Below are 25,247 nucleotides of genomic sequence, written 5' to 3' on the forward strand. Positions count from 1 at the left end.
GGCTTCGCGAGCGAGAGACGATGCAGCAAGCCCTACCCGCTGTGCGCACGCCTATGCACTGAGTCCCGAACCGCTGGATCGCGGGCGGTCGCGTGCGCTTCCCGGAGCCCACCACGGGCGGATCCGTTCTCCTCGGATGCGCCCGGATTCACAACCGTCAACGATCCAGGTGTTTGCGCAAACTCTTGTCGACCTTGCGATCGACCGCGCGCTGAACCCGGTCGAGGATGTCCGCGACGAGCTTGCCCCGCTTCGGCCTGGCGTCGACACTGCCCAGGACTGCCCAGCCGTCGACGTACACCACGGGCGCGTCCTGCTCGGCCGAGTCGAGCGTGTCCACCTGGAAGTCGCCGAGGACACCGACTCCCGTGCCGCGCAGCGAGATGTTCTCGGGGACGCGCACCTCGACGCTGCCGCACAGCGAGAACGCCTTGATCACGACCTGGCGGTACTCGAAGATCGCCTCACTGAGGTCGATCTCCACGCTGCCGAAGATCGCGTAGGCGTGGATGCGACGGCCCGCGCGCCAGCGGCCCTTGCGGACGGCGGCACTCAGGACCGCCACCACGTTGTCGTCGGGGTCGTGGGGGATCGCGTCGGTCGGGCGGTCCGGAGCCGGGGTCCAGGCCGGGGCGGCACGGCGCTCGTGGGCCGCCGGCAGGTCCCGTATGAAGACCTCCAGCTCGCCCACCGTCTTGGCGCTCAGCACCCCCTCGACCCGCTCCGCGTGCTCGTCCGCGGTGAGGCGGCCCTCGCCGAGGGCCTCGCGCAGGATGTCGGCGATACGGTCGCGGTCGGCGTCCGAGGCACGCAGGTCGGCCACCGCGGGTGCGGGGCCCGCGTGCTTCTGAAGGTCGGGCTTCTGAAGGTCCACGGCAGCAGCGTACCGAAACGCGATAGATCGCGACTAGGCCTGTGGACAACTCTTGGCGAACCGACTGAGCCTTACCTCACAAGCTCTCGCCCTCGGACAGGTTCTACGCTGGTGCGGCCCGCCGACGGAGGTGGGTGGCCGTCTTTCGAGTGAGGAATGGGCTGAGATGCCTGAGTTCGCATATACCGATCTGCTCCCCATGGGAGAGGACACCACCCCCTACCGGCTGGTGACCTCCGAGGGTGTCTCCACCTTCGAGGCCGACGGGCGGACCTTCCTCAAGGTGGAGCCGGAGGCGCTGCGCAAGCTCGCCACGGAGGCCATCCACGACATCCAGCACTACCTGCGGCCCGCGCACCTGGCCCAGCTGCGGCGGATCATCGACGACCCCGAGGCGTCGAGCAACGACAAGTTCGTGGCGCTGGACCTGCTGAAGAACGCGAACATCGCGGCGGCGGGCGTCCTCCCGATGTGCCAGGACACCGGCACCGCGATCGTCATGGGCAAGCGCGGCCAGAACGTACTGACGGCGGGCGGTGACGAGGCGGCGCTGTCGGCGGGCATCTACGACGCGTACCTGAACCTCAACCTGCGCTACTCGCAGATGGCCCCGCTGACCATGTGGGACGAGAAGAACACCGGTTCCAACCTCCCCGCGCAGATCGAGCTGTACGCCACCGACGGCGGCGCGTACAAGTTCCTGTTCATGGCGAAGGGCGGCGGTTCGGCCAACAAGTCGTTCCTCTACCAGGAGACGAAGGCCGTCCTGAACGAGGCCTCCATGATGAAGTTCCTGGAGGAGAAGATCCGTTCGCTGGGTACGGCCGCCTGTCCGCCGTACCACCTGGCGATCGTCGTCGGCGGTACGTCGGCCGAGTACGCGCTGAAGACCGCGAAGTACGCCTCCGCGCACTACCTGGACGAGATTCCGGCCGAGGGCTCGGAACTCGGGCACGGTTTCCGGGACAAGGAGCTGGAGGAGAAGGTCTTCGAGCTGACGCAGAAGATCGGGATCGGGGCGCAGTTCGGCGGGAAGTACTTCTGCCACGACGTCCGCGTGGTCCGCCTCCCCCGCCACGGCGCGTCCTGCCCGGTCGCCATCGCCGTGTCCTGCTCGGCCGACCGCCAGGCCGTCGCGAAGATCACCGCGGAGGGGGTGTTCCTGGAGCAGCTGGAGACGGACCCGGCGCGGTTCCTGCCCGAGACGACGGACGAGCACCTCGAGTCCGACGGTGACGTCGTCAAGATCGACCTCAACCAGCCGATGGACGACATCCTCGCGGAGCTCACCAAGTACCCGGTGAAGACGCGGCTTTCGCTGACCGGTCCGCTCGTGGTCGCGCGTGACATCGCGCACGCCAAGATCAAGGAGCGTCTTGACGCGGGCGAGGAGATGCCGCAGTACCTGAAGGACCACCCGGTGTACTACGCGGGCCCGGCGAAGACGCCCGAGGGCTACGCGTCCGGTTCCTTCGGCCCGACGACGGCCGGCCGTATGGACTCCTACGTCGAGCAGTTCCAGGCGGCGGGCGGATCCAAGGTGATGCTGGCCAAGGGCAACCGCAGCAAGCAGGTCACCGACGCGTGCGGTTCGCACGGCGGCTTCTACCTCGGCTCCATCGGCGGCCCGGCCGCCCGGCTCGCCCAGGACTGCATCAAGAAGGTCGAGGTCGTCGAGTACGAGGAGCTCGGCATGGAGGCTGTCTGGAAGATCGAGGTCGAGGACTTCCCGGCGTTCATCGTCGTCGACGACAAGGGCAACGACTTCTTCACCTCACCGGAACCCGAGCAGCCGACGTTCACCAGCATCCCGGTGCGGGGTCCTGGCCTGGGCTGAGCCGCCGTCCGGGGCCGCGTCAGGCAACGATTGCCTCGCGGCTTCGGGGCTACTGCAACATGGATCAGCAACTGCCACGGAGCATGGTGATCGCCTGTCAAGAGCCCGCGCCCGGCACCATGGCAGCGCCTGCCGCGGCTGTCAGGATCTGGACGACGTTGGATCCGCTGCCCGACGACCGGTGGCCCCGGTAAAGCCTCCAGGCCCCTCGGCGACGCCGGGGGGCCTGTTGCTGCGTGTTCACCGATGGGCGGTCAGCACTGCCGTGAGGCCCTCTTGCAGGTCCTTGACGAAATAGTCGGGGACCTCCAGCGACGGGAAGTGGCCCCCGGCTTCGGGTGACCTCCATCGGACGATCTGTCGGTACCGCTCCTGTGCCCAGGGGCGTGGGGACTTCTCGATGTCGCGGGGATACATGGTGATGGCCGACGGGACGTCGACCCGGAGTTCCGGGTCCAGCGAGTTGTGGCTTTCGTAGTAGATGCGGGCAGCCGATGCGCCGGTCCGCGTCAGCCAGTACAGGGTGACGTCGTCAAGAACGCGGTCGATGGACATCGCCTCGAAGGGGCTGTCCTCGGTGTCCGACCACTCGGCGAACTTGTCGAGGATCCAGGCGAGAAGCCCGACCGGTGAGTCGACGAGCGAGTAGCCGATGGTCTGCGGCCGGGTCGCCTGCTGCTTCGCGTACGCCGCGCGGTGGCGCCAGAAATCGCGGGTCTCCTCGGTCCACTCGCGTTCGACCGCCGTCAGCCCGTCCGTCGTCAACCCGGGCGGCGCCTCCGCGAACAATGTGTGGATGCCGAGAACGTGCTCCGGGAACCTGCCGCCGAGCACCGTGGTGATATTGCCTCCCCAATCGCCGCCGTGGGCTGCGAACCTGCCGTAGCCGAGCCTTCCCATCAGTTCCACCCACGCGGCCGCGATCCTTTCGGTTCCCCACCCGGTGGTGGCCGGCTTGTCGCTGTAACCAAAACCTGGCAGCGACGGGACCACGACATGGAAAGCCGGCGCGTCTGCGTCTTTCGGATCTGCCAGCTCGTCCACCACGTCGATGAACTCGGCAATGCTGCCCGGCCAGCCGTGCGTCAGGATCAGTGGAGTGGCATCTGCGCGCGCCGATCGGCGGTGCAGGAAGTGGATTCCCAGATCGTCAATCTTCGTGCGGAACTGGCCGATACGGTCCAGGCGCTCTTCGAACGACCGCCAGTTGTAGCCGGTGCGCCAGTAGTTCACGACATCGACGAGGTCGGCGAGCGGAACGCCCTGTTCCCATCGGCGAGGGTCGGGCGCGGCGCGATGGACCGTCTCGGCCTCCGGCAGTCGCGCCGCGGCCAGCCGCGCGCGCAGATCGTCGAGGTCGGCGTCAGTCGCGCGGGCTTCAAAGGGCTGTACGTCGCTGGTCAGACGGGGCATGAGACCTCCTGGCCGGTCGCGGAACCGTCTAAGGCGGTTCCAGCGTGGCATGTCTTCATGCCTGCGAGCAACCGGCTAAGGTGGTTCCATGCGTGCCGGCTTCCCTGACTTCCGCCTCGGTACCGTGCTGGCGACCAGCTTCACGGGGACTCTGTCGGAGCGTCACGGCGACGCCGTGGAGCGCATTCCCACGCCCCACCGACTCGTCGACTGGCTGGCCGTGTACGGCCTCGCCGTGGACTCCTGCACCCCTGCCCAGCTCGACCTCGCTCGGGAACTGCGGGAGTCGATTCACGCCGCCGCGACAGCGGCCGCGCTCCAGGACGCTCTGCCTGCGTCCGCTGTCCAAGTCATCAATGACCGCAGCGCTCAGGGCCGGGCCGCGGCGATCCTGACGCCCGAGGGCAAGCGGCGATGGCGGCTCAGCTCGCCCTCCCGTGTGGAAGACGCCCTCGGGGTGATCGCCGCCGACGCGATCAGCATCATCGCGGGCGAACGAGACGGAAAGTTGGCCTTGTGCGCATCACCGACCTGCCAAGCCGCCTTCTTCGACACCAGCCAAAGCCGCACCCGCAAATGGTGTGACATGAACACGTGCGGGAACCGCCAGAAGAAGGCGCGCTTCAACGCCAACCAGCGCAAGAACACCGGATCAGCGGAATGATCGTTACCTCGGCAGCCTCCTACGCCGGTTCACACAGGCTCGTTGCCGTTCTCTGCGGTCGAGTCCGCCGGCTGGTCCAACGACCGGCGGGGGCCGGGCAGTCGGGGGCGGTGGGGAGCGGGGAAGGGCGTCGGGTTTCTCGGGTGGCGGTGGCGGTAGGCCAGCCAGCCGCGGAATGACACCGACACCGCCGTGGCGAGGGCGGCGATCAGGGTCGGGCCCGTGTCCGCAGCGAGCACGATGACCAGCATGGTCGCCAGGATGGACAGCAGCGCCAGGAGATTGGCGGCCAGTTCGATCATCTGGAAACGCAGGTGGGAATCGCGGTCGTCGTGGGGGTCCCGCCACGGTCCGTGCATGGATATTGCCTTTCGGTCGTACAACACGCCTGCGGCGGCGGCCGTTTGGCCCCTTCTCCAGCCGTCTGCTCATATGTATCACTGACCACGTTCCGCCTCTCGCCACTCACCCGCCTCTTCAGTTCTCCGCTAAAAACCGAGAAGGGCAACGGCAATTGGATCTTCGGCGGACTGCCACACTTGTCGGGCAGAAAGGGAAGGGAGGGCCTCCCCCGCCCCCGCCACGCTCAAGATCGTTGAGAGTACGGGGGCCCCGGGGGCGATCGACGTTGTCAAAGCACCGCAGATCCCCGATCGAACAGTTCGGCCAGGAGCTCAACGCATTCTGCCTGGACTCGAATGTGAGCATGGCCCGCATCGCGGAAGTCAGTTTTCGCAGCAAGACGGGGGTCTACCGGGCGTGGTGCAAAACGGAGCTGGCCTCCTGGAAACTGATCGAGGACGTGGTCAGGGCGATCTGTGAGATCTGCCAGTATCCGGAGGACAAGGAGCAGGAAACCCTCGATTACTGGCGGCGCAGATACCGTGCGGCCGAGGCGGAGGTCCACGCCGCCGAGGAAAATGTGGCCTCGCGGCTCAACGACATCGTCGAGCGGCTCGACCAGCACACGTACCGCACCGACCGCCTCGAACAGACACTGCAGTCCCTCACCACCGAACTGGCCGGGTTACAGCGCGGTCGGCCCTCCGACCCCGAGGCCACTCTGTACTTCGGGCACCCCTCCGGGCGCGAGGCGGACCAGCCGGAGTGGCTGACGGAGATCCGCCGGCACATCGTCCGGTTCGAGCAGGAGGCCGAGCGGCTGCGAGCGGAGTCGCAGCAGGCCGACCTGCGCGCACGGGAGTTGGCCGAGCACGCCCGCCAGGTCCAGTCCCGCGCCGACGAACTGCACCGCTACCTGGCCACTCTGTTCCCGCCCCCCGAGCGGCCGAGCCTGCCGGGCCAGGTTCTGCGCCAGGAATAGCCTCGGCAGTCACGGACGCTGACCACGACGGAGGTGATCGGCAGTGGCCGACGAGCAGCAGGAACAGGCGTTTCGCATCGAGCACGACTCCATGGGCGAGGTCCGTGTCCCGGTGGACGCCAGGTGGCGGGCCCAGACCCAGCGGGCAGTGGAGAACTTCCCCATCTCCGGGCAGCGGATCGAACGGGCGCACATCGAGGCGCTCGCCCGGATCAAGGGGGCGGCCGCGAAGGTGAACGCGCGGCTGGGGGTGCTCGACAAGGACGTCGCGGAGGCGATCCAGGAGGCGGCCGACGAGGTGGCCCGCGGGAACTGGGACGCGCACTTCCCCGTCGACGTCTTCCAGACCGGGTCCGGCACCTCGTCCAACATGAACACCAACGAGGTCATCGCGACGCTGGCGACCGAGCGGCTCGGCCGTGACGTGCACCCCAACGACCACGTCAACGCCTCCCAGTCGTCCAACGACGTCTTCCCCTCCTCCATCCACATCGCCGCCACTGCCGCCGTCACCCGGGATCTGATCCCCGCCCTCGACCATCTCGCCACGGCCCTCGCCCGCAAGTCCGAGGAGTTCGCCGACGTCGTCAAGTCCGGGCGGACCCATCTCATGGACGCCACCCCGGTGACCCTGGGCCAGGAGTTCGGGGGGTACGCGGCGCAGGTGCGGTACGGCATCGAGCGGCTGCAGGCCTCTCTTCCCCGGCTCGCCGAGCTGCCGTTGGGCGGCACCGCGGTCGGCACCGGCATCAACACCCCGCCCGGTTTCTCCGCCGCCGTCATCGAGGAGGTCGCCCGCACCACCGGGCTGCCGCTCACCGAGGCGCGGGACCACTTCGAGGCGCAGGGCGCCCGGGACGGGATCGTGGAGACCAGCGGGCAGCTCAGGACCATCGCGGTCGGCCTGACGAAGATCGCGAATGATCTGCGGTGGATGTCCTCCGGGCCCAGGACCGGGCTCGCGGAGATCTCCCTGCCCGACCTCCAGCCCGGCTCGTCGATCATGCCCGGCAAGGTCAACCCCGTGATCCCGGAGGCCGTCCTCATGGTCGCCGCGCAGGTCGTCGGGAACGACGCGACCGTCGCCACCGCCGGTGCGGCCGGCAACTTCGAGCTCAACGTCATGCTGCCGGTCATCGCCAAGAACGTCCTGGAGTCGGTCCGGCTGCTCGCCAACGTCTCCCGGCTGCTGGCCGACCGGACCGTCGACGGGATCGTCGCGCACCGCGAACGCGCCCGGGAGTACGCCGAGTCCTCGCCCTCCGTGGTCACCCCGCTCAACAAGTACATCGGGTACGAGGAGGCCGCGAAGGTCGCCAAGAAGGCCCTCGCGGAGCTGAAGACGATCCGCCAGGTCGTACTGGAGAGCGGCTATGTCGAACGCGGCGATCTGACGGAGGAGCAGCTCGACGAGGCGCTGGATGTCCTGCGGATGACACGGCCGTAACCTTTCCCCGCCCCGGGGTGAACCGTGACGCGCACCGCAGCGTCGTATGCCTATGGCACCTAATATCTGGTCATGGCAGACGGTGGAGCGGTGAGAGCGGTGGAAGCGGGTACGTCGGCGCACTTCTGGGAGCCCGGGAGCCAGATCCTGTGGCGCTACCGGGAGAACGCCGGCGCGCACGTCCACATCGCCCGTCCGGTCACCGTCGTACGCGACGACGAGGACCTGCTCGCCGTGTGGCTGGCACCGGGCACCGAGTGTGTGCGGCCGGTGCTGGCCGACGGGACACCGGTGCATGCCGAGCCGCTGGAGTCGCGTTACACCAAGCCGCGTTCCGTGCAGCGGGACCGCTGGTTCGGCACCGGCGTGCTGAAGCTGGCGCGGCCGGGGCTGCCGTGGTCGGTGTGGCTGTTCTGGGAGCCGGGCTGGCGGTTCAAGAACTGGTATGTGAACCTCGAGGAGCCGCTGACGCGCTGGACCCGGGGTGTGGACTCCGAGGACCACTTCCTGGACATCACCGTGGATCCGGACCGCAGTTGGCAGTGGCGCGGGACGAGGACGAGTTCGCGCAGGCCCAGCAGGACGGGCTGATGGGCCCGGACCTGGCCGAACAGGTCAGGGAGGCGGGGCGGTCCGCGGTGGAGGTGATCCGCGCCTGGGGCCCGCCGTTCTCGGACGGCTGGCCCGACTGGCGGCCCGATCCGTCCTGGACTGTGCCGCTTCTTCCGGAAGACTGGGACCGTACGCCCGCGCACTTGTCCTCATGAGACCCTTGATGCGCCCCCGGGCTGCAAACGTAGGATCGTCCTCCGCAAGAGTGCGCAGCGGCAACTACCGGAGCGGGCACTGGGCTTGACCGATCGTCACCGAGGGGCGGCAGGACGTGAGCGTGGGGTACGAGGGCAACACCGGTACGGGCCGCGGAAGGTTGACCAAAAACGCAGGAACAGCCCCTGACCACGCGGGAATTTCGTTCCTGGGACACGCATTCCGGGTATCGGGATTTCGGCGGGACCAACTGCGCGTACGGCGTGCAGCCCCGGACGGACGGATTCGACACGCGTGACGGAGCACCCGACCTCCTTCGAACGCCCCCAGCCGGGCGTCGACCCCACGGACCCCCGCGGGGCGCTCCTGCGTTCCCCGGCGCCACCGTCCACGCAGGGCGTCGAGGCGCCGGCGGCTTTACCCGTCCAGGCCCGCTCCGGTGACCCCGCGCCGGACGCGGCACCCGTCGTCCAGGGCAGCAGCGGCACGACCGGCAGGACCGGTAACCACAAGGACATGGGCATGAATCCGGCCGGTACCGGCCCCGAGCACTCCCAGCCGGCCGCCGCCGAGCAGGACACGCATCGCCCGCGGCCCGTACCCGAAGGTGTCCCGGTCCAGCCGGGCGCCGAGGACGACCGGCCCCAGAGCGGCGTGGGCGGCGAGGAACGCCGTACCGGACAGGGCGCGGTCCCCGGCCGGCCCACGCCCATGCGGCGGGACGGCGACCGGCTGCGCTTCGTGGGCGCGGCGACCCGCCGGATCGCGCGCGGCATCGACCTGGACGAGATCGTGATGGGCCTGTGCCGGGCGACCGTGCCGACCTTCTCGGACGCGATCCTGGTCTATCTGCGCGACCCGCTGCCCGTCGGCGACGAGCGGCCCACCGGCCCCCTCGTGCTCCGGCTGCGGCGCAGTGACCGGATTCCCCAGCAGGAGCGGGACCTGGAGGACGGCATCCTGCCGGTGCCGGTGCCGGAGAACCCGACCGAGCTGGACGCCCTCGGCACCGAGCTGTGCGAGGTGCAGCCCGGCAGTGCGCTCGCCGAGGTGCTGCGCGGGGTGCGTCCGGTTTTCACGGACACGCCCGCGGCCCGCGCCGCGCTGCCGGAGCTGCTCGGCGAGGGCGGCGAGTTCGCCGTACCGGCCGGCCGGCGAGCGATCCTGGCCCCGCTGCGCGGCCGGCGCCGGGTCATCGGTGCCGCGCTGTTCCTGCGCCGCCCCGACCGCATCCCCTTCGACCCGGACGACCTGCTCGTGGCCGCCCAACTCGCCACGCACAGCGCGCTGGGCATCGACAAGGCCGTCCTGTACGGCCGTGAGGCGTACATCGCCGACGAGCTGCAGCGCACCATGCTGCCCGAGACGCTCCCGCGGCCGACGGGAGTGCGGCTGGCGTCGCGCTATCTGCCCGCCGCCGAGACGGCCCGGGTGGGCGGTGACTGGTACGACGCGATCCCACTGCCGGGCAGCCGGGTCGCCCTGGTCGTGGGCGACGTGATGGGCCACTCCATGACGTCCGCGGCGATCATGGGCCAGTTGCGGACCACGGCACAGACACTGGCCGGGCTCGACCTGCCCCCGCAGGAGGTGCTGCACCACCTCGACGAGCAGGCGCAGCGGCTCGGTACGGACCGTATGGCGACCTGCCTCTACGCCGTGTACGACCCGGTGTCGCACCGCATCACCATCGCCAACGCCGGTCATCCGCCACCGGTGCTGCTGCACCTGGGCGGCCGTGCCGAGGTGCTCCGGGTACCGCCGGGCGCGCCGATCGGTGTCGGGGGCGTGGACTTCGAGGCCGTGGAGCTGGACGCGCCGGCCGGGGCGACGCTGTTGCTGTACACCGACGGGCTCGTCGAGTCCCGGCTGCGGGACGTGTGGACCGGGATAGAGCAGCTTCGGGAGAAGCTCGCCGCGACCGCGCAACTCACCGGGCCGGATCATCCGCCGCCGCTGGAGGCGTTGTGCGACGAGGTGCTCGACATGCTCGGACCGGGGGACCGGGACGACGACATCGCGTTGCTCGCGGCCCGCTTCGACGGGATCGCGCCCAGTGATGTGGCGTACTGGTTCCTGGAGCCGGAGGACGCGGCGCCGGGGCGTGCGCGGAGGCTCGCGCGGCGGGCGCTGTCCCGCTGGGGCATGGAGGATCTCACCGACTCCGTCGAGCTGTTGGTGAGCGAGGTCGTCACCAACGCGGTGCGGTACGCGACCCGGCCGGTGACGCTTCGGTTGCTGCGGACCGATGTACTGCGGTGCGAGGTCGGGGACGACGTGCCGCAACTGCCGCGGCTGCGGCAGGCCCGGGCCACCGACGAGGGTGGGCGGGGGTTGTACCTCGTCAACCGGCTGGCCCGGCGGTGGGGGGCGACCCGGCTCAGCACCGGCAAGGTGGTGTGGTTCGAGCTCAACAGGAGCTGAAGCTCCTCTGACACGCGAGAAGGGGCGCCCGGTGGTCACCGGGCGCCCCTTCCGCTTCGCTATTGGTCGTCGTTCGGGTCGAACGGATTCTCCGGTGAGGTCGATATCTCGACCGGAGTGCTCTGCTCGCCGGTCGGCGGAGACTGCGACGGCGACTGCGACGGGGTTTGCGAGGGGGTCTCCGACGGCGTCTCCGAAGGCGTCTCCGACGGCTCCTCCGTGGTCGGGGTCGACGACGGCGTCTCGGACCGGGTCGGGGTGGGGCTCGGGGTCCAGGTGGGCTGAACCGCGGCGCCCTGGTCGGTGTCCAGGTCGAACTTGGTGTTCTTGCCGGCGACACCGAAGGTGTACTCGGCCCAGATCTCCGCCGGGAAGCCACCGCCGTTGACCCGCGGCTCGCCGCCCACGCCGTACATCTTGGCCTGCGCCTTGGTCTTGTAGTTCTCGCCGAACAGACCGACCGAGGTGACGAGGTCCGGGGTGTAGCCGGTGAACCAGGCCGACTTGTTGTCGTCGGAGGTACCGGTCTTGCCGGCGACCTTGCGGCCGTCGCGGGCCGGGTTCTGCTGCACGGACTTCTCGGCCGTACCGTCGTTGACCACGCCGGTCAGCACCGAGGTGACCGTGTCGGCGGCCTCCCGGCTGATGACCTGCTCGCCGATCGGGTCGGGCATCTGGAACTCGGTGCCGCCCTGCTCGGCCGACTTGATGATGGTCGGCGTGACCTGCTTGCCGTGGTTGTCGAGGGTGGCGTAGACGCCGGCCATCTGGATCGGGCTCGCGCCCATGGTGCCCAGGGTGTACGCGGGCAGCGGCCTGAGCTTGCCGGTGTCCATGCCGAGCTTGGTGGCCGTCGCGAGCACCTTGTCCATGCCGACGTCCACGCCCATCTGCGCGAAGACGGAGTTGATGGACTGGTTCATCGCCGTCTGGACGGTGACCTGCTTGCCGTAGTTGTGGTCGTCCTCGTTCTCGGGGGCGAATCCGACCTTGTTGCCGTTGCTGTCGACGACCTGACGCTTGCTGGTGCCGTCGTAGGTCGTGTTCGCGCCGATCGCCTTGCCGCTCTGCGTCTCGGAGGCGTTCTCCAGAGCGGCGGCGAGGATGACCGGCTTGAAGGTCGACGCGGGCTGGTAGTCGGTGCGGTTGGCGTTGCTGTAGAAATGCTTGGTGTAGTCCGTGCCGCCGTACAGAGCGACGATCTTCCCCGTCTTCGGGTCGACGGAGACCGCGCCGGCCTGGACGTTTCTGTCGACGTTCCGTTTCTTCGGGTCCAGCTGCTTGGTCAGCTGGTCCTTGACCGACTTCTCCAGCTGAGCCTGCTTCTTCTTGTCGATGTTCAGGGTGAAGGTCCACCCCGAGTTCTCGACGCGGGCCTCCGCCTCGTCCTGGGTGATGTTCTCCTTGGCCATCAGCTGCTTCTCGAGCTGCTGCTTGGCGAGCTTGATGAAGTAGCCCTTCTGCCCCTCGAGGCCGGGGGCGGCCCTGGGCTCCTCGGGCTTCGGGAACGTCATCTCCGCGCGCTTGGTCTGGTCCAGCCAGCCCTGCTTGACCATGTTGTCCAGGACGTAGTTCCAGCGGGCCTGCACCAGCTTCTTGCCGGTCGGGCTGGCGACCGCCCAGTCGTACTGGCTCGGCGCCTGGAGCAGCGCGGCGAGGTACGCGCCCTGCGCAACGCTGAGCTTCTTGGCGTCGACGCGGTAGTAGTCCTGGGCGGCGGCCTGGATGCCGTAGGCGCCGCGGCCGTAGTAGCTGGTGTTGATGTAGCCCGCGAGGATCTTGTCCTTGGACGTCGTGCGGTCCACCTTCAACGAGATGACCAGTTCCTTCAGCTTGCGCGTGACGGTCTGGTCCTGGTCGAGGTAGTAGTTCTTGACGTACTGCTGGGTGATCGTCGAGCCACCCTGCTTGCCCTTGCCGGAGAGCGTGTTGAGCAGACCGCGGGCGGTGCCCTTGAGGTCGACGCCGGAGTCCGTGTAGAAGGTCTTGTTCTCCGCCGCCACGAAGGTGCGCTGGACCGGCTTGGGCACCTCGGAGAGGTCCACGATCTCGCGGTTGGTGTCGCCCTCGCGGGCCATGACCGAGCCGTTGCTGTACTTGTAGATGTTGCTCTGTTCCTGCGCTTTGGCGTTGCCCTTGGGCACGTCGATCATCATGTACATCACGATGAAGGCGCCGATGCCGAGCAGGCAGAAACCGAGGAAGGTGCCGAGGATCTTCTTCCAGGTGAAGAGCCGGCGTATACCGCTCTTACCGTTCTTCGTCCCCTTCTTACCTCGGGCGGCCGCCTTGCGCGCCGCGGCCCTGCCGCCGGGGGCGACACCCTCGCTCGGCGTCCCGGACGAGCGCGCGGGCGGCGCCGCGCGGCGGCCACCGCGCTGACGTGCTCTTCTCTCTTCCGCTCGTCCCATGGGTCGACTCGCTCCGCTTCCTCATCGGCGGCCACACAGGTTCGTGGCACAGGTCAGCTCAGAAAGCTAACACCGGTCCATATGACACAGGGCCTTCGTTCGGGTCTTCGGGGGGCGTGAGAATCAGCACCCGCCCCCTCGGAACCAGACCTCCGAGAGGGTGTCAAGGTTGCCGGGACAGGGTAAAGTGTTATCACTTAGTAAGCATTGAGTTAGCCGAAACGGGGGACCTCCATGTCCGCGCAAGACTCCGCACCCATAGCCGACGCACCCGACATGCCCGCTCCGCGCGTGCGGGAGTTCGCCGCGCACAGCATCGGCGGCGCGCTCGCGCTGCTGCTGGGCCTGGTCGGGCTGCTGCTGGCCGTCTTCCTGTTCGCCACGAGCGGGGAGAGCCCCGGCTTCGCGGTCGGCGGCGCCCTCGTCCTGATAGTGGCGCTCATCTCGCTGCGCGGTCTGAACACGGTCGCGCCGGGCGAGGCCCGGGTGGTCCAGCTCTTCGGGCGGTACAAGGGCACGATCCGCCAGGACGGCCTGCGCTGGGTGAACCCCTTCACCTCCCGCACGAAGGTCTCCACCCGGGTCCGCAACCACGAGACCGCCGTCCTCAAGGTCAACGACGCCTACGGCAACCCCATCGAGCTGGCTGCGGTCGTGGTGTGGAAGGTGGAGGACACGGCGCAGGCCACCTTCGAGGTGGACAACTTCGTGAAGTTCGTCGCCACACAGACGGAGACGGCGGTACGGCACATCGCCATCGAGTACCCCTACGACGCCCACGAGGAGGACGGGCTCTCCCTGCGGGGCAACGCCGACGAGATCACACAGAAGCTCGCCACCGAGCTGCACGCGCGCGTGGAGTCGGCCGGCGTCCAGATCATCGAGTCCCGCTTCACCCACCTCGCCTACGCGCCGGAGATCGCCTCGGCGATGCTCCAGCGGCAACAGGCCGGCGCGGTCGTCGCGGCCCGGCGGCAGATCGTGGAGGGCGCGGTCGGCATGGTCGAGGAGGCGCTCGCCCGGATCACCGAGCGGGACATCGTCGAGCTGGACGATGAGCGCAAGGCGGCGATGGTGTCCAACCTGATGGTGGTGCTGTGCGGCGACCGCGCCCCGCAGCCCGTTCTCAACACCGGGACCCTTTACCAGTGACGACACCTTCCGAGGGGGGCTCCCCCGAGCGGCGGCCTCAGCAGCGCAAGCAGGTGCTGCTGAGGCTGGACCCGCTGGTGTACGAGGCGCTGGCGCGGTGGGCCGGGGACGAGCTGCGGTCGGCGAACGCGCAGATCGAGTTCCTGCTGCGCCGGGCGCTGAAGGAGACCGGCCGGCTTCCTGGTGACACCGGGCCGCTGCCGCGTCGGGGACGGCCGCCCAAAGAACAGCCCTCCAGAGAACAAACCTCCAAAGAACGGCCACCCGAAGGCCCGTAGCACAACCGTGACAATCGGCCGCCACCTGCGGCTCCTCACGTGGGGATCTGCCGTAAACACCCTGCGTATACATGGCGGGTATACACCGCATGTACAGTCCCTTCCATGTCCATCGGTCACACCCTCCTAGGGCTCCTGGAGTCCGGGCCCCGCCACGGCTACGACCTCAAGCGGGCCTTCGACGAGAAGTTCGGTCATGACCGGCCGCTGCACTACGGCCAGGTCTACTCGACGATGTCGCGGCTGCTGAAGAACGGGCTCGTCGAAGTCGACGGGATCGAGCCCGGCGGCGGCCCCGAGCGGAAGCGGTACGCCATCACCGACGCCGGGATCACCGACGTCCAGCGGTGGCTCGCGACGCCGGAGAAGCCCGAGCCGTATCTCCAGTCCACGCTGTACACCAAGGTCGTCCTCGCGCTGCTCACGCACCGCAACGCCGGCGACATCCTCGACAACCAGCGCGCCGAGCACCTGCGGATGATGCGCATCCTCACCGACCGCAAACGCAAGGGCGACCTCGCCGACCAGCTGATCTGCGACCACGCCCTGTTCCATCTGGAAGCCGACCTGCGCTGGCTGGAGCTCACCGCCGCGCGTCTCGACAAGCTCGCGGAGGTGGTGGTCAAGTGACCCCGGCCGGTTCCCTGCTCGTGGCCGACGAGCTGCGCAAGACCTACGGTCCGACCGTCGCGCTCGACGGCGCCGAGTTCTCCATCCACCCCGGCGAGGTCGTCGCCGTGATGGGCCCTTCCGGGTCCGGCAAGTCGACCCTGCTGCACTGTCTCGCCGGGATCGTCACGCCCGACTCGGGCTCGATCACCTACAACGGCCGGGAGATGGCCACGATGAACGACGCCGAGCGCAGTGCGCTCCGGCGCTCCGAGTTCGGGTTCGTCTTCCAGTTCGGGCAGCTCGTGCCCGAACTGACCTGCGTGGAGAACGTGGCGCTGCCGCTGCGGCTCAACGGCACGTCCCGCAAGGAGGCCGAGAAGGCGGCGCTGGCCTGGATGGAACGCCTCGAGGTCGACGACCTGAGGAAGAAGCGGCCCGGTGAGGTGTCCGGCGGCCAGGGGCAGCGCGTGGCCGTGGCCCGCTCCCTGGTGACCAACCCGCGCGTGCTGTTCGCCGACGAGCCGACCGGCGCGCTCGACTCCCTCAACGGTGAGCGTGTCATGGACCTGCTCACCGAGGCCGCCCGGTCCACCAACGCGGCCGTCGTCCTCGTCACGCACGAGGCGCGGGTGGCCGCCTACTCCGACCGCGAGATCGTCGTACGGGACGGGAAGTCCCGGGACATGGAGCGGGTCGTATGAGTCTCAGGCAGTGGTGGCGAGACCTCGCCATGGGGGTCCGGTTCGCCTTCGCGGGCGGACGCGAGGGGTGGGTCCGGGCGCTGCTGACCGCGGTCGGCGTGGGCCTGGGGGTGGCGCTGCTGCTGCTGACCACCGCGCTGCCGAGCGCCCTGGCGGTCCGGCACGACCGGGAGGACGCCCGTACGGACATCACGTTCAGCGACAAGGTCATACCGAAGGCGGCCGACACCCTGCTGGTCGCGGCCACCGGAACCACCTTCCGGGACCTGAGCGTCCGCGGCCGGGAGCTGGAGCCCGAGGGACCGAAGGCGCCACTGCCGCCGGGGGTCGGGGCGTTCCCGGCGGCCGGTGAGATGGTCGTCTCCCCCGCGCTGAAGAAGCTGCTGGAGTCCGGCGACGGCAGGCTCCTGCGGGACCGGTTGCCCGAGCGGATCGTCGGCACGATCGGCGAGAGCGGGCTCATCGGTTCCCATGAACTCGCCTACTACCGGGGCGCCGAGGGCCTCGCGTCCCAGGGCAACGACGGCGGCCGGATCGAGCGGATCGACCGCTTCGGGAACCCGAACCCGACCCCGGAGCGCACCGACCCGGTCATGCTCCTGCTGATCCTCGTCGTCTTCGTCGTCCTGCTGATGCCGGTCGCCGTGTTCATCACCGCGGCCGTGCGCTTCGGCGGCGAGCGGCGCGACCGGCGGCTCGCGGCCCTGCGCCTGGTGGGCTCCGACGGCCGCTCGACCCGGCGGATCGCCGCCGGCGAGGCGCTCGCGGGAGCGGTGCTGGGGCTGGTCCTCGGCACCGGGTTCTTCCTGATCGGACGCGAAGTGGCGGGCTCCGTCGAGGTGTTCGGGATGAGCGTGTTCCCGAGCTACCTCAACCCCTCCCCCGCACTGGCCCTGCTGGTCGGTCTCGCGGTGCCCGCCGCGGCCGTCATGGTGACGCTGTTCGCCCTGCGCGGCGTGGTGATCGAGCCGCTCGGCGTGGTGCGTACGGCGAAGCCCGCACGACGGCGGCTGTGGTGGCGGCTGCTGCTGCCGCTGGCCGGACTCGCGATGCTCTACCCGATGGTCGGACAGGGCCGCGACGAGGGCGACTTCAACCAGTACCTCGTCACCGGCGGTGTCATCCTGCTCCTTGTCGGCGTGACCGCGCTGCTGCCGTGGATCGTCGAGGCGGTCGTGGCCCGGCTGGGCGCGGGCGCACTGTCCTGGCAACTGGCCGTGCGCAGGCTCCAGTTGAGCAGCGGCACGGCGGCCCGGATGGTCAACGGCATCGCGGTCGCGGTGGCCGGGGCGATCGCGCTGCAGATGCTGTTCGCGGGTGTCGAGGGCGACTACACCAAGAACACCGGCTACGACGTCTCACGGGCGCAGATGCAGGTGAGCGTGCCGGACGGGAAGACGCTCGCCGCGACCGCGAGGGAACTCTCCGCGACCAAGGGCGTGGAGAAGGTGTACGCGTTCGGCGAGGGGTACGTCGCCGACGGGCCCGGCGACGAGGCGCGCTGGAGCCGGGTGACCGTCGCCGACTGCGCGTCGCTGCGCGAGATCGCCGCACTGCCCTCGTGCCGCGAGGGCGACTCCTTCGTCCTGCAGGGCGGCGGGGACGACGGCGAGGAGGGGGCCCTGACCGCCGAGCCCGGCCGGACACTCTACTTCGAGACCGAGACCTCCGACGGCTCCGAGAACACCAAGCCGGTCGCCTGGACCCTGCCCAAGAACGTCAAGCAGGCCCGCTCCGTCGTGGACCCGACGGGCTACAAACGCGGCGGCCTCCTGATCACCCCGAGCGCCCTGTCCTCGACGGTCGCGCCGGGGGTACGCGGACAGATCTATCTGCGGCTCGACGAGTCGCGGCCGGACGCGCGCGAGTACGTACGCAACACGGCGGTCCGCATCAACCCGCTCGAAGAGCCGATGGAATGGGTGTCGTTCGAGCGCAACGACCGCTACGACTCCATCCGCACCGGCCTGTTCGTGGGCGCCGCCTGTGTCCTCGCGCTGATCGGGGCGAGCCTGCTGGTCTCCCAGCTGGAGCAGCTGCGGGAGCGCAAGAAACTGCTGTCGGCGCTGGTCGCCTTCGGCACCCGCAGGCGCACCCTGAGCCTGTCGGTGCTGTGGCAGACGGCGATCCCGGTCACGCTCGGGCTGCTGCTGGCCTCGGTGGTGGGGCTGACGCTGGGCGCGGTCCTGCTGCGGATGACGGACACCACGATCCGGGTGGACTGGCCGAGCGTGCTGTCGATGACCGGTGTGGGTGCCGCGGTGGTCATCGTGGTGACGGTGCTGAGCCTGCCGCCGCTGCTGAGGCTGATGCGGCCGGACGGGCTGCGGACGGAGTAACCGCCCGCAGCCGGGGTCCACTAGAGGCTGTACTCCTTCACCACCCGCCGGACCTGGGCGAACAGCATGCCGACGTTGACCGACTTGCGGCAGACCACGACGGCCACGACGTCCTGCTGTTCGCTCAGCCGCACGAACAGGTGCGTGAGGTTCTCGCTGTTGACCAGGATCTCCTGGAAGAAGTGGTTGTCACTGCTGACCCCGCGGCGCTCCTTGAAGACGTCCTCGATCATCACGACCGTACGGCCCTGGAACAGGTCGAGGGTCGCACCCGCCAGGAGGTCCAGGACCTCCGGCGGGTGGTTCTCGACGGTCTCGTACGACAGCAGCATGCCGGTGGACATGTCGACCACACCGGACGCCACACAGTCGGGGGCGTCGGTGCGAAGGGACTTGACCAGGCCCATCACCTGGTCGGAGAAACCTGAGGTCATACGCTTCGTCGCCATCCCTTCAGACTCCTTCTGGCGCTTTCTCGGTCGCCTTGTCGGTGAGGATCGAGCCGATCCGGTTCAGGGTCGGCTGGGTCGCCCGGTGCAGGTGGTCCACGTCCATGCCCTCGTCGCCGACCACGACCATCAGGGCGGTGTCACCGACGGCGTAGAAGGCGGCGCAGCCGTGGCTGCCGTATGTCACCGTCCGGCGCAGCGTGCCGCGGGCGGTCGCGTCGGCGGTGCGCCGGGCCAGGCCGAGGCCGGCCGCGGCGAGCGCGGCGAGGCCCTCCGGGTCGATCGAGTCGGCGGTGTCCGCGGCGATGAGCAGTCCGTCCGCGGCGGCGACCGCGGTGTCGGTGATTCCGGTGACCTGTTCGCGCAGACCACGCATTTCGAGCGCCAGGGCTTTGTGATCCATTTACTCAACTCCCCTAATTCTGGTCACGTCTGATCGGCTTTTTCATTTGGGTGTTCCGTTTCGGAGTCGGAAGAAGCTGCCGGGTTTTCGGCGGGGCAGATCGGTTCTCGCCGGGGACGGGGACTGCTCCACGGGCGTGGGCGTGCGAGGCCGCAGTTCGTGGCCGTCGGGAAGAGAGCGGACCGCGACGGGTGTGGGCGGACCGGCGCACACCAGGAGCCCCTCGTCGAGCATGCGCGCGACCTCCACCGTCACGGTGTAGACACCGCGCCCGACCCGGAAGGCGAGGTCGCGGGCCGTACTGCGGCCGTCGGCGAGGGTGAGCAGCTCGCGCCGCAGGGCCCCTGATGCGCCCTCCGTGCCCGAGCGCACGGGCCGTTCCCGGTCGGGGTGCACCGGGTGCGGCAGCGCGGCCAGGGCGGTGAGTCTGCGGACCGCGTCGTGCAACAGCCGCAGGGGCGGCTCACCCAGTGGGACCTGCGCGAACGGCTCCGCGGTGGGGTGGCGTTCGCAGTCCTCCACCCGGCCCGCCGCCATCGCGAACGCGGCGTCGTGCAGGGCCAGCGCGCACACCACACGCAGCTGCGCGGCCCCCGCGTAGCCGTGGGCGATGAGCGCGGTGGCCGGCCAGCGCGAACCGCCGGACTCCCGCACCAGCTCGGCCCACTGCTCGCCGCTGACCCGCCCGGAGCGCAGCAGCAGCGCCTCGGGACCCGGGGCGCCGGGCGACTCCACGGCGACCACCCGGCCGTCCCCGAAGTGGAAGGTGCCACCGGGTGTCCCGGTGATCCGCAGCTCTCCGGTGAAGCCGTCACGGCCGCACGCGGCCAGGGCCTGTGCCAGGTGTTCGTGGCCCGACATCACATCCCCCGCCGCCTCGCACATACGCCTGATGCGTAGCGCTGAGGAGGGAATGTGTATCAGTCCGGACGCATATTCCGGGGGCTGGTTTCCTACCTGCCGCTAGTTGACGGAAGTTGAGTTCGCGGGCTGCTCAAATCATTGTGTTCGGCGCTCATTTGACCGAATCCGAGACAGGTTTTTCAAGGTCCGGGAGAGGTTCCGCCGGACCCTGTTCATCCGCTACTGCCTCGTCCTCGGTCTCGGACGGCTCCGCCTGTTCCTCGGCGTACGCCTTGAGGTAGCTCACCACCGTGTTCGTCACCGCCACCAGCGGTACGGCCACCACCGCGCCGCCGATGCCGGCCACCATGCCACCCGTCGCGACCGTGAGGACGACCGCGAGCGGGTGGACGCGCACCGCGCGGCCGAGGATGAACGGCTGGAGGATGTGGCCCTCGATCTGCTGGACGGCGAGGACCACCGCGAGGGTCATCACCGCCGTGAACACTCCCTGCGTGACCAGCGCGACGAGTACCGCCAGCGCTCCGGAGGCGACCGCGCCCACGAGCGGGATGAACGAGAACAGGAAGATGAAGACGGCCAGCGGGACGGCCATGGGGACGTCGAGGAAGTAGATGCCGATGCCGATGAAGACGGCGTCGATGAGGGCCACGAGGACCGTGCCGCGGACGTAGGCGGTCAGGGTGCGCCAGGCGCGCGGTCCCGCGCCGGCCACGGCGGGCCGGGCGGCCGCGGGGACCAGCTTCAGCGTCCACGCCCAGATGCGCCGGCCGTCGTAGAGCAGGAAGAGCGTGGAGAAGAAGGTCAGCAGTATGCCGGTGAGCGCCTCCACGACGACCTGGACGCCCTCCAGGCCCGCCGAGGTGATCTGGTCGGTGTTGGCGCCGACCGCTTCCCGCAGGTTCTTGGCGATCTGGTTGATCTGCTTGTCGGTGACGTGGAAGGGGCTCTTCAGGAGCCAGTTGCGCAGGTCGTCGATGCCGCTCTGGATCTGGTCGGAGAGGTCGTCGATGTTCTCCATGACCTGCCAGGTCACGAACCAGCCCATCAGGCCGATCACGACGAAGCCCAGGATCGCGGTGAGGGCGGTGGCGGGCCCGCGCGGGACGCCGTGCCGCATGAGGCGGGCCACCGTCGGCTGGAGCAGCGCGGTGATGAGCAGGGCGACGACGAAGGCGAAGACGACGAGCTGTACGGAGCTGATGACCCGCATCAGCACCCAGACGGTGCCCGCGAGCACCAGGAGCCGCCAGCCGGCCTCGGCGGCGACCCGTACGCCCCACGGCACGGCCTGCGCCGGATCGGGGCGGGGGACCAGCACGACGGGCGCGCGGGAGGCGGCGCTCGACGGCTTCCTCGGCCGGCGCTCGGGCTGCTCGGCCGAGTCGGCCTCGGCCTCCTCGCGGGCCACCTCCGCGCGGCGCTCGTCCAAGCGCTCACCCATATCGGTCAGTCGGGTTCCGATCCGACCGAGCCACCCTGGCACTCGCGACATGATCCGTCCTCTTCCCCCGTCTCTCCTCACCACTCCCCCCTGGAGTCGTCCGGTCCGACCGTACATGGCAGAAGCCCCTCCCCCTAGGACGGGGAGGGGCTTCGCGAGGTTGAGAGCCGGGCGCGCTCAGTACCAGTGGTTGGCCTGCCAGAACGACCAGGCCTCACAGGGGCTGCCGTACCGGCTGTCCATGTAGTTGAGGCCCCACTTGATCTGGGTGGCCGGGTTGGTCTGCCAGTCGGCGCCGACCGACGACATCTTGGAGCCCGGCAGGGCCTGGAAGAGACCGTAGGCACCGGAGGAGGCGTTGACGGCCTGATAGTTCCAGCTGGACTCGTGGTCCACGATGTTGCTGAAGCACTGGAACTGCCCGCTCGGCACCATCGAGGCAGCCATCGACTGGATCTGCGCGATGGTGTACGAGCTCTGGACCGGGAAGCTGGAGGAGCTCCTGCTGGCCTTTTCCTTGGCCTCGGCGCGCTCCTTGGCTTCCTTGGCCGCCTGCTCGGCGGCCTCCTTCTTCTCGATCGCGGACTTGGCGGCGGCCTTGCGCGCCGACTCCTCCGCGATCTTCTTGGCGCTCGCGTCCGCGGCGATGGCCTGGGTGTCGGCCTGCTGCGTGAGGGACGCGGTCTGCACCTGAGCCTGCTCACCCGCGGGGATGTCCGCCAGGAGCGTCGTGTCGGCTGCCGTCGTCTCGGCGTCGTTCGGCTGCGCGACACTGCCGGAGGCAACTCCGACAACGCTTCCTACAGCGGTGACCGCGGTGGCGGAGGCCACTGCGAATCCCCGGACCGAAATCGGGCTCACACGGTTTCCTTCCAGCATCGCCCGCTTCGGTGACCCTGGCGGACGCAATCGTGCCCCTAGACACTGGCCTCCCAACTAACGGGGTCACGGGAGGCACGGGCCCGGTGGGCAACTCCCTCGCGGGAGCGCCGCATGGTGCGCGGGCGGCATACGACGACGCTGTGGAGTTGGGGTGGTGTTGCTGTGGTGCCGTACCGCTGGGGGTACAGGTGTGTCGTATGCGGGGCCTGACAGGAATGAGACTCTGCCGTAACCGGACGCCGGGTGGCAATTCTGAGTTGCGTGTGAAAGCTCACATCCCGTTTGGGCCCTGGGATTTCGAGAAACAGCTCCACGCGAAGGCGCCGCCCGGCTAGGCTCTTGGCCTTTCCGGACGGCGCCAACTGGCCCTGAATACCCCAGTTTTCCTCAGATCTGGCAGATTGCCTTAGATCTGACCGTCTTCGAGCATTTCGGTCACAAGGGCCGCGATCTGGGACCTCTCGGACCTCGTCAGCGTGACGTGGGCGAAGAGGGGGTGCCCCTTCAGCTTCTCCACCACGGCGACCACACCGTCGTAGCGACCGACCCTCAGATTGTCCCGCTGGGCCACGTCATGGGTCAGAACGACCCGTGAATTCGCGCCGATTCGGGACAGAACGGTGAGAAGTACATTCCGTTCCAGGGACTGCGCCTCGTCCACGATCACGAACGCGTCGTGGAGCGAGCGGCCGCGGATGTGGGTGAGCGGCAGAACCTCGAGCATGCCGCGCGCGGTGACCTCCTCGATGACCTCGCGGCTGGTGACCGCGGACAGCGTGTCGAAGACCGCCTGCGCCCAGGGGCTCATCTTCTCGGACTCGGAGCCCGGCAGATAGCCCAGTTCCTGCCCGCCGACCGCGTAGAGCGGACGGAACACCATGACCTTCTTGTGCTGGCGGCGCTCCAGGACCGCCTCGAGACCCGCGCACAGCGCGAGCGCCGACTTGCCGGTGCCGGCCCGGCCGCCCATGGACACGATCCCGATGTCCGGGTCGAGGAGGATGTCCAGCGCGATGCGCTGCTCCGCGCTCCTCCCCTTGATGCCGAACGCCTCCCGGTCGCCGCGCACCAGACGGACGTTGCCCTCGGGCGAGACCCGGCCGAGGGCCTTGCCACGCTCCGAATGGATCGTCAGCCCCGTGTGCACGGGGATGTCGGCGGCCTCGGGAACGTAGACATGCCCCTCCTCGAAGAGGATGTCCACCTGTTCGCCCGGCAGGGTCAGCTCGGACATTCCGGTCCAGCCGGAGTTCTCCGTGATGGCGAGCTCGGCGCGGTACTCCTCGGCGAGGAGTCCGACCGAGGACGCCTTGATCCTGAGCGGGAGGTCCTTCGACACGACGGTGACGTCGAATCCCTCGGCCTGCAGGTTGCGGGCGACCGCGAGGATGCGGGAGTCGTTGTCACCAAGGCGGTATCCGGACGGCAGCACGCTGGGGTCCGAGTGGTTGAGCTCGACACGGACGGTCCCGCCGAGTTCCCCGATCGGGATGGGGGCGTCGAGTCGACCGAACCGGACCCGGAACTCGTCGAGCAGGCGAAGGGCCTGCCGGGCGAAGTAGCCGAGTTCGGGATGGTGCCTCTTCGCCTCCAGCTCCGTGACCACGACGATCGGGAGCACTACTTCGTGCTCGTCGAAGCGGTTCAGGGCGTTCGGGTCGGCCAGCAGGACGCTGGTGTCGAGAACGTAGGTGCGCCGGTCAGGCATGCGGCGCTTTGTGCTGGTCACCACGGAAGGACGTACCCCCTCGGATGAGGTCGGGGAGCGACGGAGTGGAGCTGGACCGGTCGTCGGCCCGTTTGCACGGACCGGGAACCGGCCCTCCACTGCTTCTTCCGTGCTGTGACCGCACGGTCGAGCTGGTGCAAGGGGCCTCCCGGGCGGACGGCCCCGTGCCGTCCGCTGAGATCCGACACCCGTGGTTCGGGCATCGACCTGACAGGCTTATGCCCTCGAACAAGCGATGCCATGCCAGCTCATGTGACGACGCCCTGGTGAACTCCTGGGGATCTGGGGGTATCCCCCTGAAAACGCGACACTTCCGCCCCGAACGGGGTACCCGGAGAGGTTGGTCAGCCGCCGTAGCGGCGGTGGCGTGCCGCGTAGTCGCGCAGCGCGCGCAGGAAGTCGACCTTGCGGAAGGCCGGCCAGAAGACCTCGCAGAAGTAGTACTCCGAGTGAGCGGTCTGCCACAGCATGAATCCGGACAGCCGCTGCTCACCGCTGGTACGGATCACGAGGTCGGGGTCGGGCTGGTCGCCGGTGTAGAGATGGCGGCCGATCATGTCGATGTCGACGGCCTCGGCGAGCTCCTCCATCGAGGTGCCCTTGTCCTGCGCGTCCAGCAGCATCGACCGTACGGCGTCGGCGATCTCCTGGCGGCCGCCATAGCCGATGGCGACGTTGACGAGTATGCCGTCGACGTGGGCGGTGGACTCCTCCGCCTCCTTCAGCGCCGTCTGCATCGGGGAGGGCAGCAGGTCGGGGGTGCCGACGTGGTGGACCCGCCAGCGGCCGTCGGCGGCGAGGGTGCGCACGACGTCCTCGATGATGCCGAGGAGGGGGCCGAGCTCCTCCGGCGGACGGTTGAAGTTGTCCGTCGACAGCAGCCAGAGGGTGACGACCTCGACGTCCGTCTCGGAGCACCAGCCGAGGAACTCCTCGATCTTCTCCGCGCCGGCCCGGTGGCCGTCGACGGGGGTGGAACCGGCTGCCTTCGCCCAGCGCCGACTGCCGTCCACGATGACACCGATGTGCTTGGGCACCTGGGCGTGGTCCAGGTGGCCTTCCACCCGGCGTGCGTAGAGCCTGACGAGCAGGCCGCGCAGCTTGTCGCGCAGGTTCACGTGATTGTCAGCCCCTTTGACGGATGGCGGTCCCCGCGGCTAGAGCGTACCGGGGGATGCGGGAAGCCCGGTGTGCGGGGGGGGCCATCTGTCCGTGCGCTCCTGCGTGTTGTG

The 25,247-nt window shown here is 69.1% G+C and carries 21 protein-coding genes and 1 pseudogene; 11 read left to right on the forward strand and 11 right to left on the reverse strand.

What is annotated here, in order from left to right; translation table 11 throughout:
* Window positions 1-157: 157 nt before the first annotated feature.
* Window positions 158-874, reverse strand: coding sequence for a DUF1707 domain-containing protein (locus M2157_RS17985; RefSeq protein ID WP_280865718.1), 717 nt, complete (start codon window positions 872-874; stop codon window positions 158-160).
* Between the two features lie 166 nt (window positions 875-1,040).
* Here M2157_RS17985 and M2157_RS17990 point away from each other — a divergent pair, with 166 nt between their 5' ends.
* Window positions 1,041-2,711, forward strand: a complete 1,671-nt coding sequence (locus M2157_RS17990) for a fumarate hydratase (RefSeq protein WP_280865719.1) — start codon at window positions 1,041-1,043, stop codon at window positions 2,709-2,711.
* A 240-nt stretch (window positions 2,712-2,951) separates the two neighbouring features.
* On the opposite strand, the gene M2157_RS17995 is transcribed toward M2157_RS17990, so the two are convergent.
* Window positions 2,952-4,124 (reverse strand): epoxide hydrolase family protein, encoded by a 1,173-nt coding sequence (locus M2157_RS17995; RefSeq protein ID WP_280865720.1) that lies wholly within the window; start codon window positions 4,122-4,124, stop codon window positions 2,952-2,954.
* Between the two features lie 88 nt (window positions 4,125-4,212).
* Here M2157_RS17995 and M2157_RS18000 point away from each other — a divergent pair, with 88 nt between their 5' ends.
* Window positions 4,213-4,788, forward strand: coding sequence for a CGNR zinc finger domain-containing protein (locus tag M2157_RS18000; RefSeq protein WP_280862802.1), 576 nt, complete (start codon window positions 4,213-4,215; stop codon window positions 4,786-4,788).
* Window positions 4,789-4,817: 29 nt separating this feature from the next.
* On the opposite strand, the gene M2157_RS18005 is transcribed toward M2157_RS18000, so the two are convergent.
* The gene (locus tag M2157_RS18005; protein ID WP_280865721.1) at window positions 4,818-5,147 is read right to left on the reverse strand and encodes a hypothetical protein; all 330 of its coding nucleotides are present in this window, start codon (window positions 5,145-5,147) and stop codon (window positions 4,818-4,820) included.
* Window positions 5,148-5,494: 347 nt separating this feature from the next.
* Between M2157_RS18005 and M2157_RS18010 the strand changes: the two genes are divergently transcribed.
* The 4 genes and pseudogenes from M2157_RS18010 (at window position 5,495) to M2157_RS18025 (ending at window position 10,751) form a co-directional block, all read left to right on the forward strand.
* Entirely contained in the window at window positions 5,495-6,112 is a 618-nt protein-coding gene (locus M2157_RS18010) for a hypothetical protein (RefSeq protein ID WP_280865722.1), read from the forward strand.
* Between the two features lie 43 nt (window positions 6,113-6,155).
* Entirely contained in the window at window positions 6,156-7,559 is a 1,404-nt protein-coding gene (locus M2157_RS18015; RefSeq protein WP_280865723.1) for a class II fumarate hydratase, read from the forward strand.
* A gap of 72 nt (window positions 7,560-7,631) precedes the next feature.
* Window positions 7,632-8,326, forward strand: a pseudogene (locus M2157_RS18020) (DUF402 domain-containing protein).
* Between the two features lie 295 nt (window positions 8,327-8,621).
* The gene (locus M2157_RS18025; protein WP_280862807.1) at window positions 8,622-10,751 is read left to right on the forward strand and encodes a SpoIIE family protein phosphatase; all 2,130 of its coding nucleotides are present in this window, start codon (window positions 8,622-8,624) and stop codon (window positions 10,749-10,751) included.
* Between the two features lie 59 nt (window positions 10,752-10,810).
* Here the strand turns inward: M2157_RS18025 and M2157_RS18030 are convergent, their stop codons facing one another.
* Complete coding sequence (locus M2157_RS18030) at window positions 10,811-13,162, reverse strand: transglycosylase domain-containing protein (protein ID WP_280865724.1); 2,352 nt, start codon at window positions 13,160-13,162, stop codon at window positions 10,811-10,813.
* Window positions 13,163-13,396: 234 nt separating this feature from the next.
* Here M2157_RS18030 and M2157_RS18035 point away from each other — a divergent pair, with 234 nt between their 5' ends.
* The 5 genes from M2157_RS18035 to M2157_RS18055 all read left to right on the forward strand — a co-directional run bounded on the left by M2157_RS18035 (window position 13,397) and on the right by M2157_RS18055 (window position 18,244).
* Entirely contained in the window at window positions 13,397-14,314 is a 918-nt protein-coding gene (locus M2157_RS18035) for an SPFH domain-containing protein (protein ID WP_280862809.1), read from the forward strand.
* On the forward strand, window positions 14,311-14,592 hold the full coding sequence (locus tag M2157_RS18040; RefSeq protein ID WP_280862810.1) for a hypothetical protein: 282 nt from the start codon (window positions 14,311-14,313) through the stop codon (window positions 14,590-14,592). The genes M2157_RS18035 and M2157_RS18040 overlap by 4 nt, the downstream gene beginning before the upstream one ends.
* 105 nt (window positions 14,593-14,697) lie before the next feature.
* Window positions 14,698-15,222 carry a PadR family transcriptional regulator gene (locus M2157_RS18045; RefSeq protein WP_059204631.1) on the forward strand — a complete coding sequence of 175 codons (525 nt, stop codon included), beginning with the start codon at window positions 14,698-14,700 and terminating at the stop codon, window positions 15,220-15,222.
* Window positions 15,219-15,905 (forward strand): ABC transporter ATP-binding protein, encoded by a 687-nt coding sequence (locus M2157_RS18050; protein WP_280862811.1) that lies wholly within the window; start codon window positions 15,219-15,221, stop codon window positions 15,903-15,905. Before M2157_RS18045 ends, M2157_RS18050 begins: the two co-directional genes overlap by 4 nt.
* The gene (locus M2157_RS18055; protein WP_280865725.1) at window positions 15,902-18,244 is read left to right on the forward strand and encodes an FtsX-like permease family protein; all 2,343 of its coding nucleotides are present in this window, start codon (window positions 15,902-15,904) and stop codon (window positions 18,242-18,244) included. The genes M2157_RS18050 and M2157_RS18055 overlap by 4 nt, the downstream gene beginning before the upstream one ends.
* Window positions 18,245-18,264: 20 nt before the next feature.
* Here M2157_RS18055 and M2157_RS18060 read toward each other — a convergent pair whose 3' ends face one another.
* From M2157_RS18060 to M2157_RS18090, 7 genes are all read right to left on the reverse strand, one after another.
* Window positions 18,265-18,693 carry a hypothetical protein gene (locus tag M2157_RS18060; RefSeq protein ID WP_057609978.1) on the reverse strand — a complete coding sequence of 143 codons (429 nt, stop codon included), beginning with the start codon at window positions 18,691-18,693 and terminating at the stop codon, window positions 18,265-18,267.
* 4 nt (window positions 18,694-18,697) lie between these two features.
* Window positions 18,698-19,096, reverse strand: a complete 399-nt coding sequence (locus tag M2157_RS18065) for a roadblock/LC7 domain-containing protein (RefSeq protein WP_280862813.1) — start codon at window positions 19,094-19,096, stop codon at window positions 18,698-18,700.
* 42 nt (window positions 19,097-19,138) lie between these two features.
* Entirely contained in the window at window positions 19,139-19,957 is an 819-nt protein-coding gene (locus M2157_RS18070; RefSeq protein WP_280862814.1) for a MarR family transcriptional regulator, read from the reverse strand.
* A gap of 154 nt (window positions 19,958-20,111) precedes the next feature.
* Window positions 20,112-21,455: an AI-2E family transporter gene (locus M2157_RS18075; RefSeq protein WP_280862815.1), complete on the reverse strand. Its 1,344-nt coding sequence runs from the start codon at window positions 21,453-21,455 to the stop codon at window positions 20,112-20,114.
* Window positions 21,456-21,581: 126 nt separating this feature from the next.
* A complete protein-coding gene (locus M2157_RS18080) occupies window positions 21,582-22,265 on the reverse strand; it encodes a transglycosylase SLT domain-containing protein (protein WP_280862816.1) in 684 nt (227 codons plus the stop codon).
* Between the two features lie 427 nt (window positions 22,266-22,692).
* Window positions 22,693-24,018 (reverse strand): PhoH family protein, encoded by a 1,326-nt coding sequence (locus M2157_RS18085; protein WP_280862817.1) that lies wholly within the window; start codon window positions 24,016-24,018, stop codon window positions 22,693-22,695.
* Window positions 24,019-24,359: 341 nt separating this feature from the next.
* Window positions 24,360-25,133, reverse strand: coding sequence for an isoprenyl transferase (locus M2157_RS18090; protein WP_069763355.1), 774 nt, complete (start codon window positions 25,131-25,133; stop codon window positions 24,360-24,362).
* Window positions 25,134-25,247: the final 114 nt, after the last annotated feature.

This window comes from Streptomyces sp. SAI-127, from assembly GCF_029894425.1.
Lineage (GTDB): Bacteria > Actinomycetota > Actinomycetes > Streptomycetales > Streptomycetaceae > Streptomyces.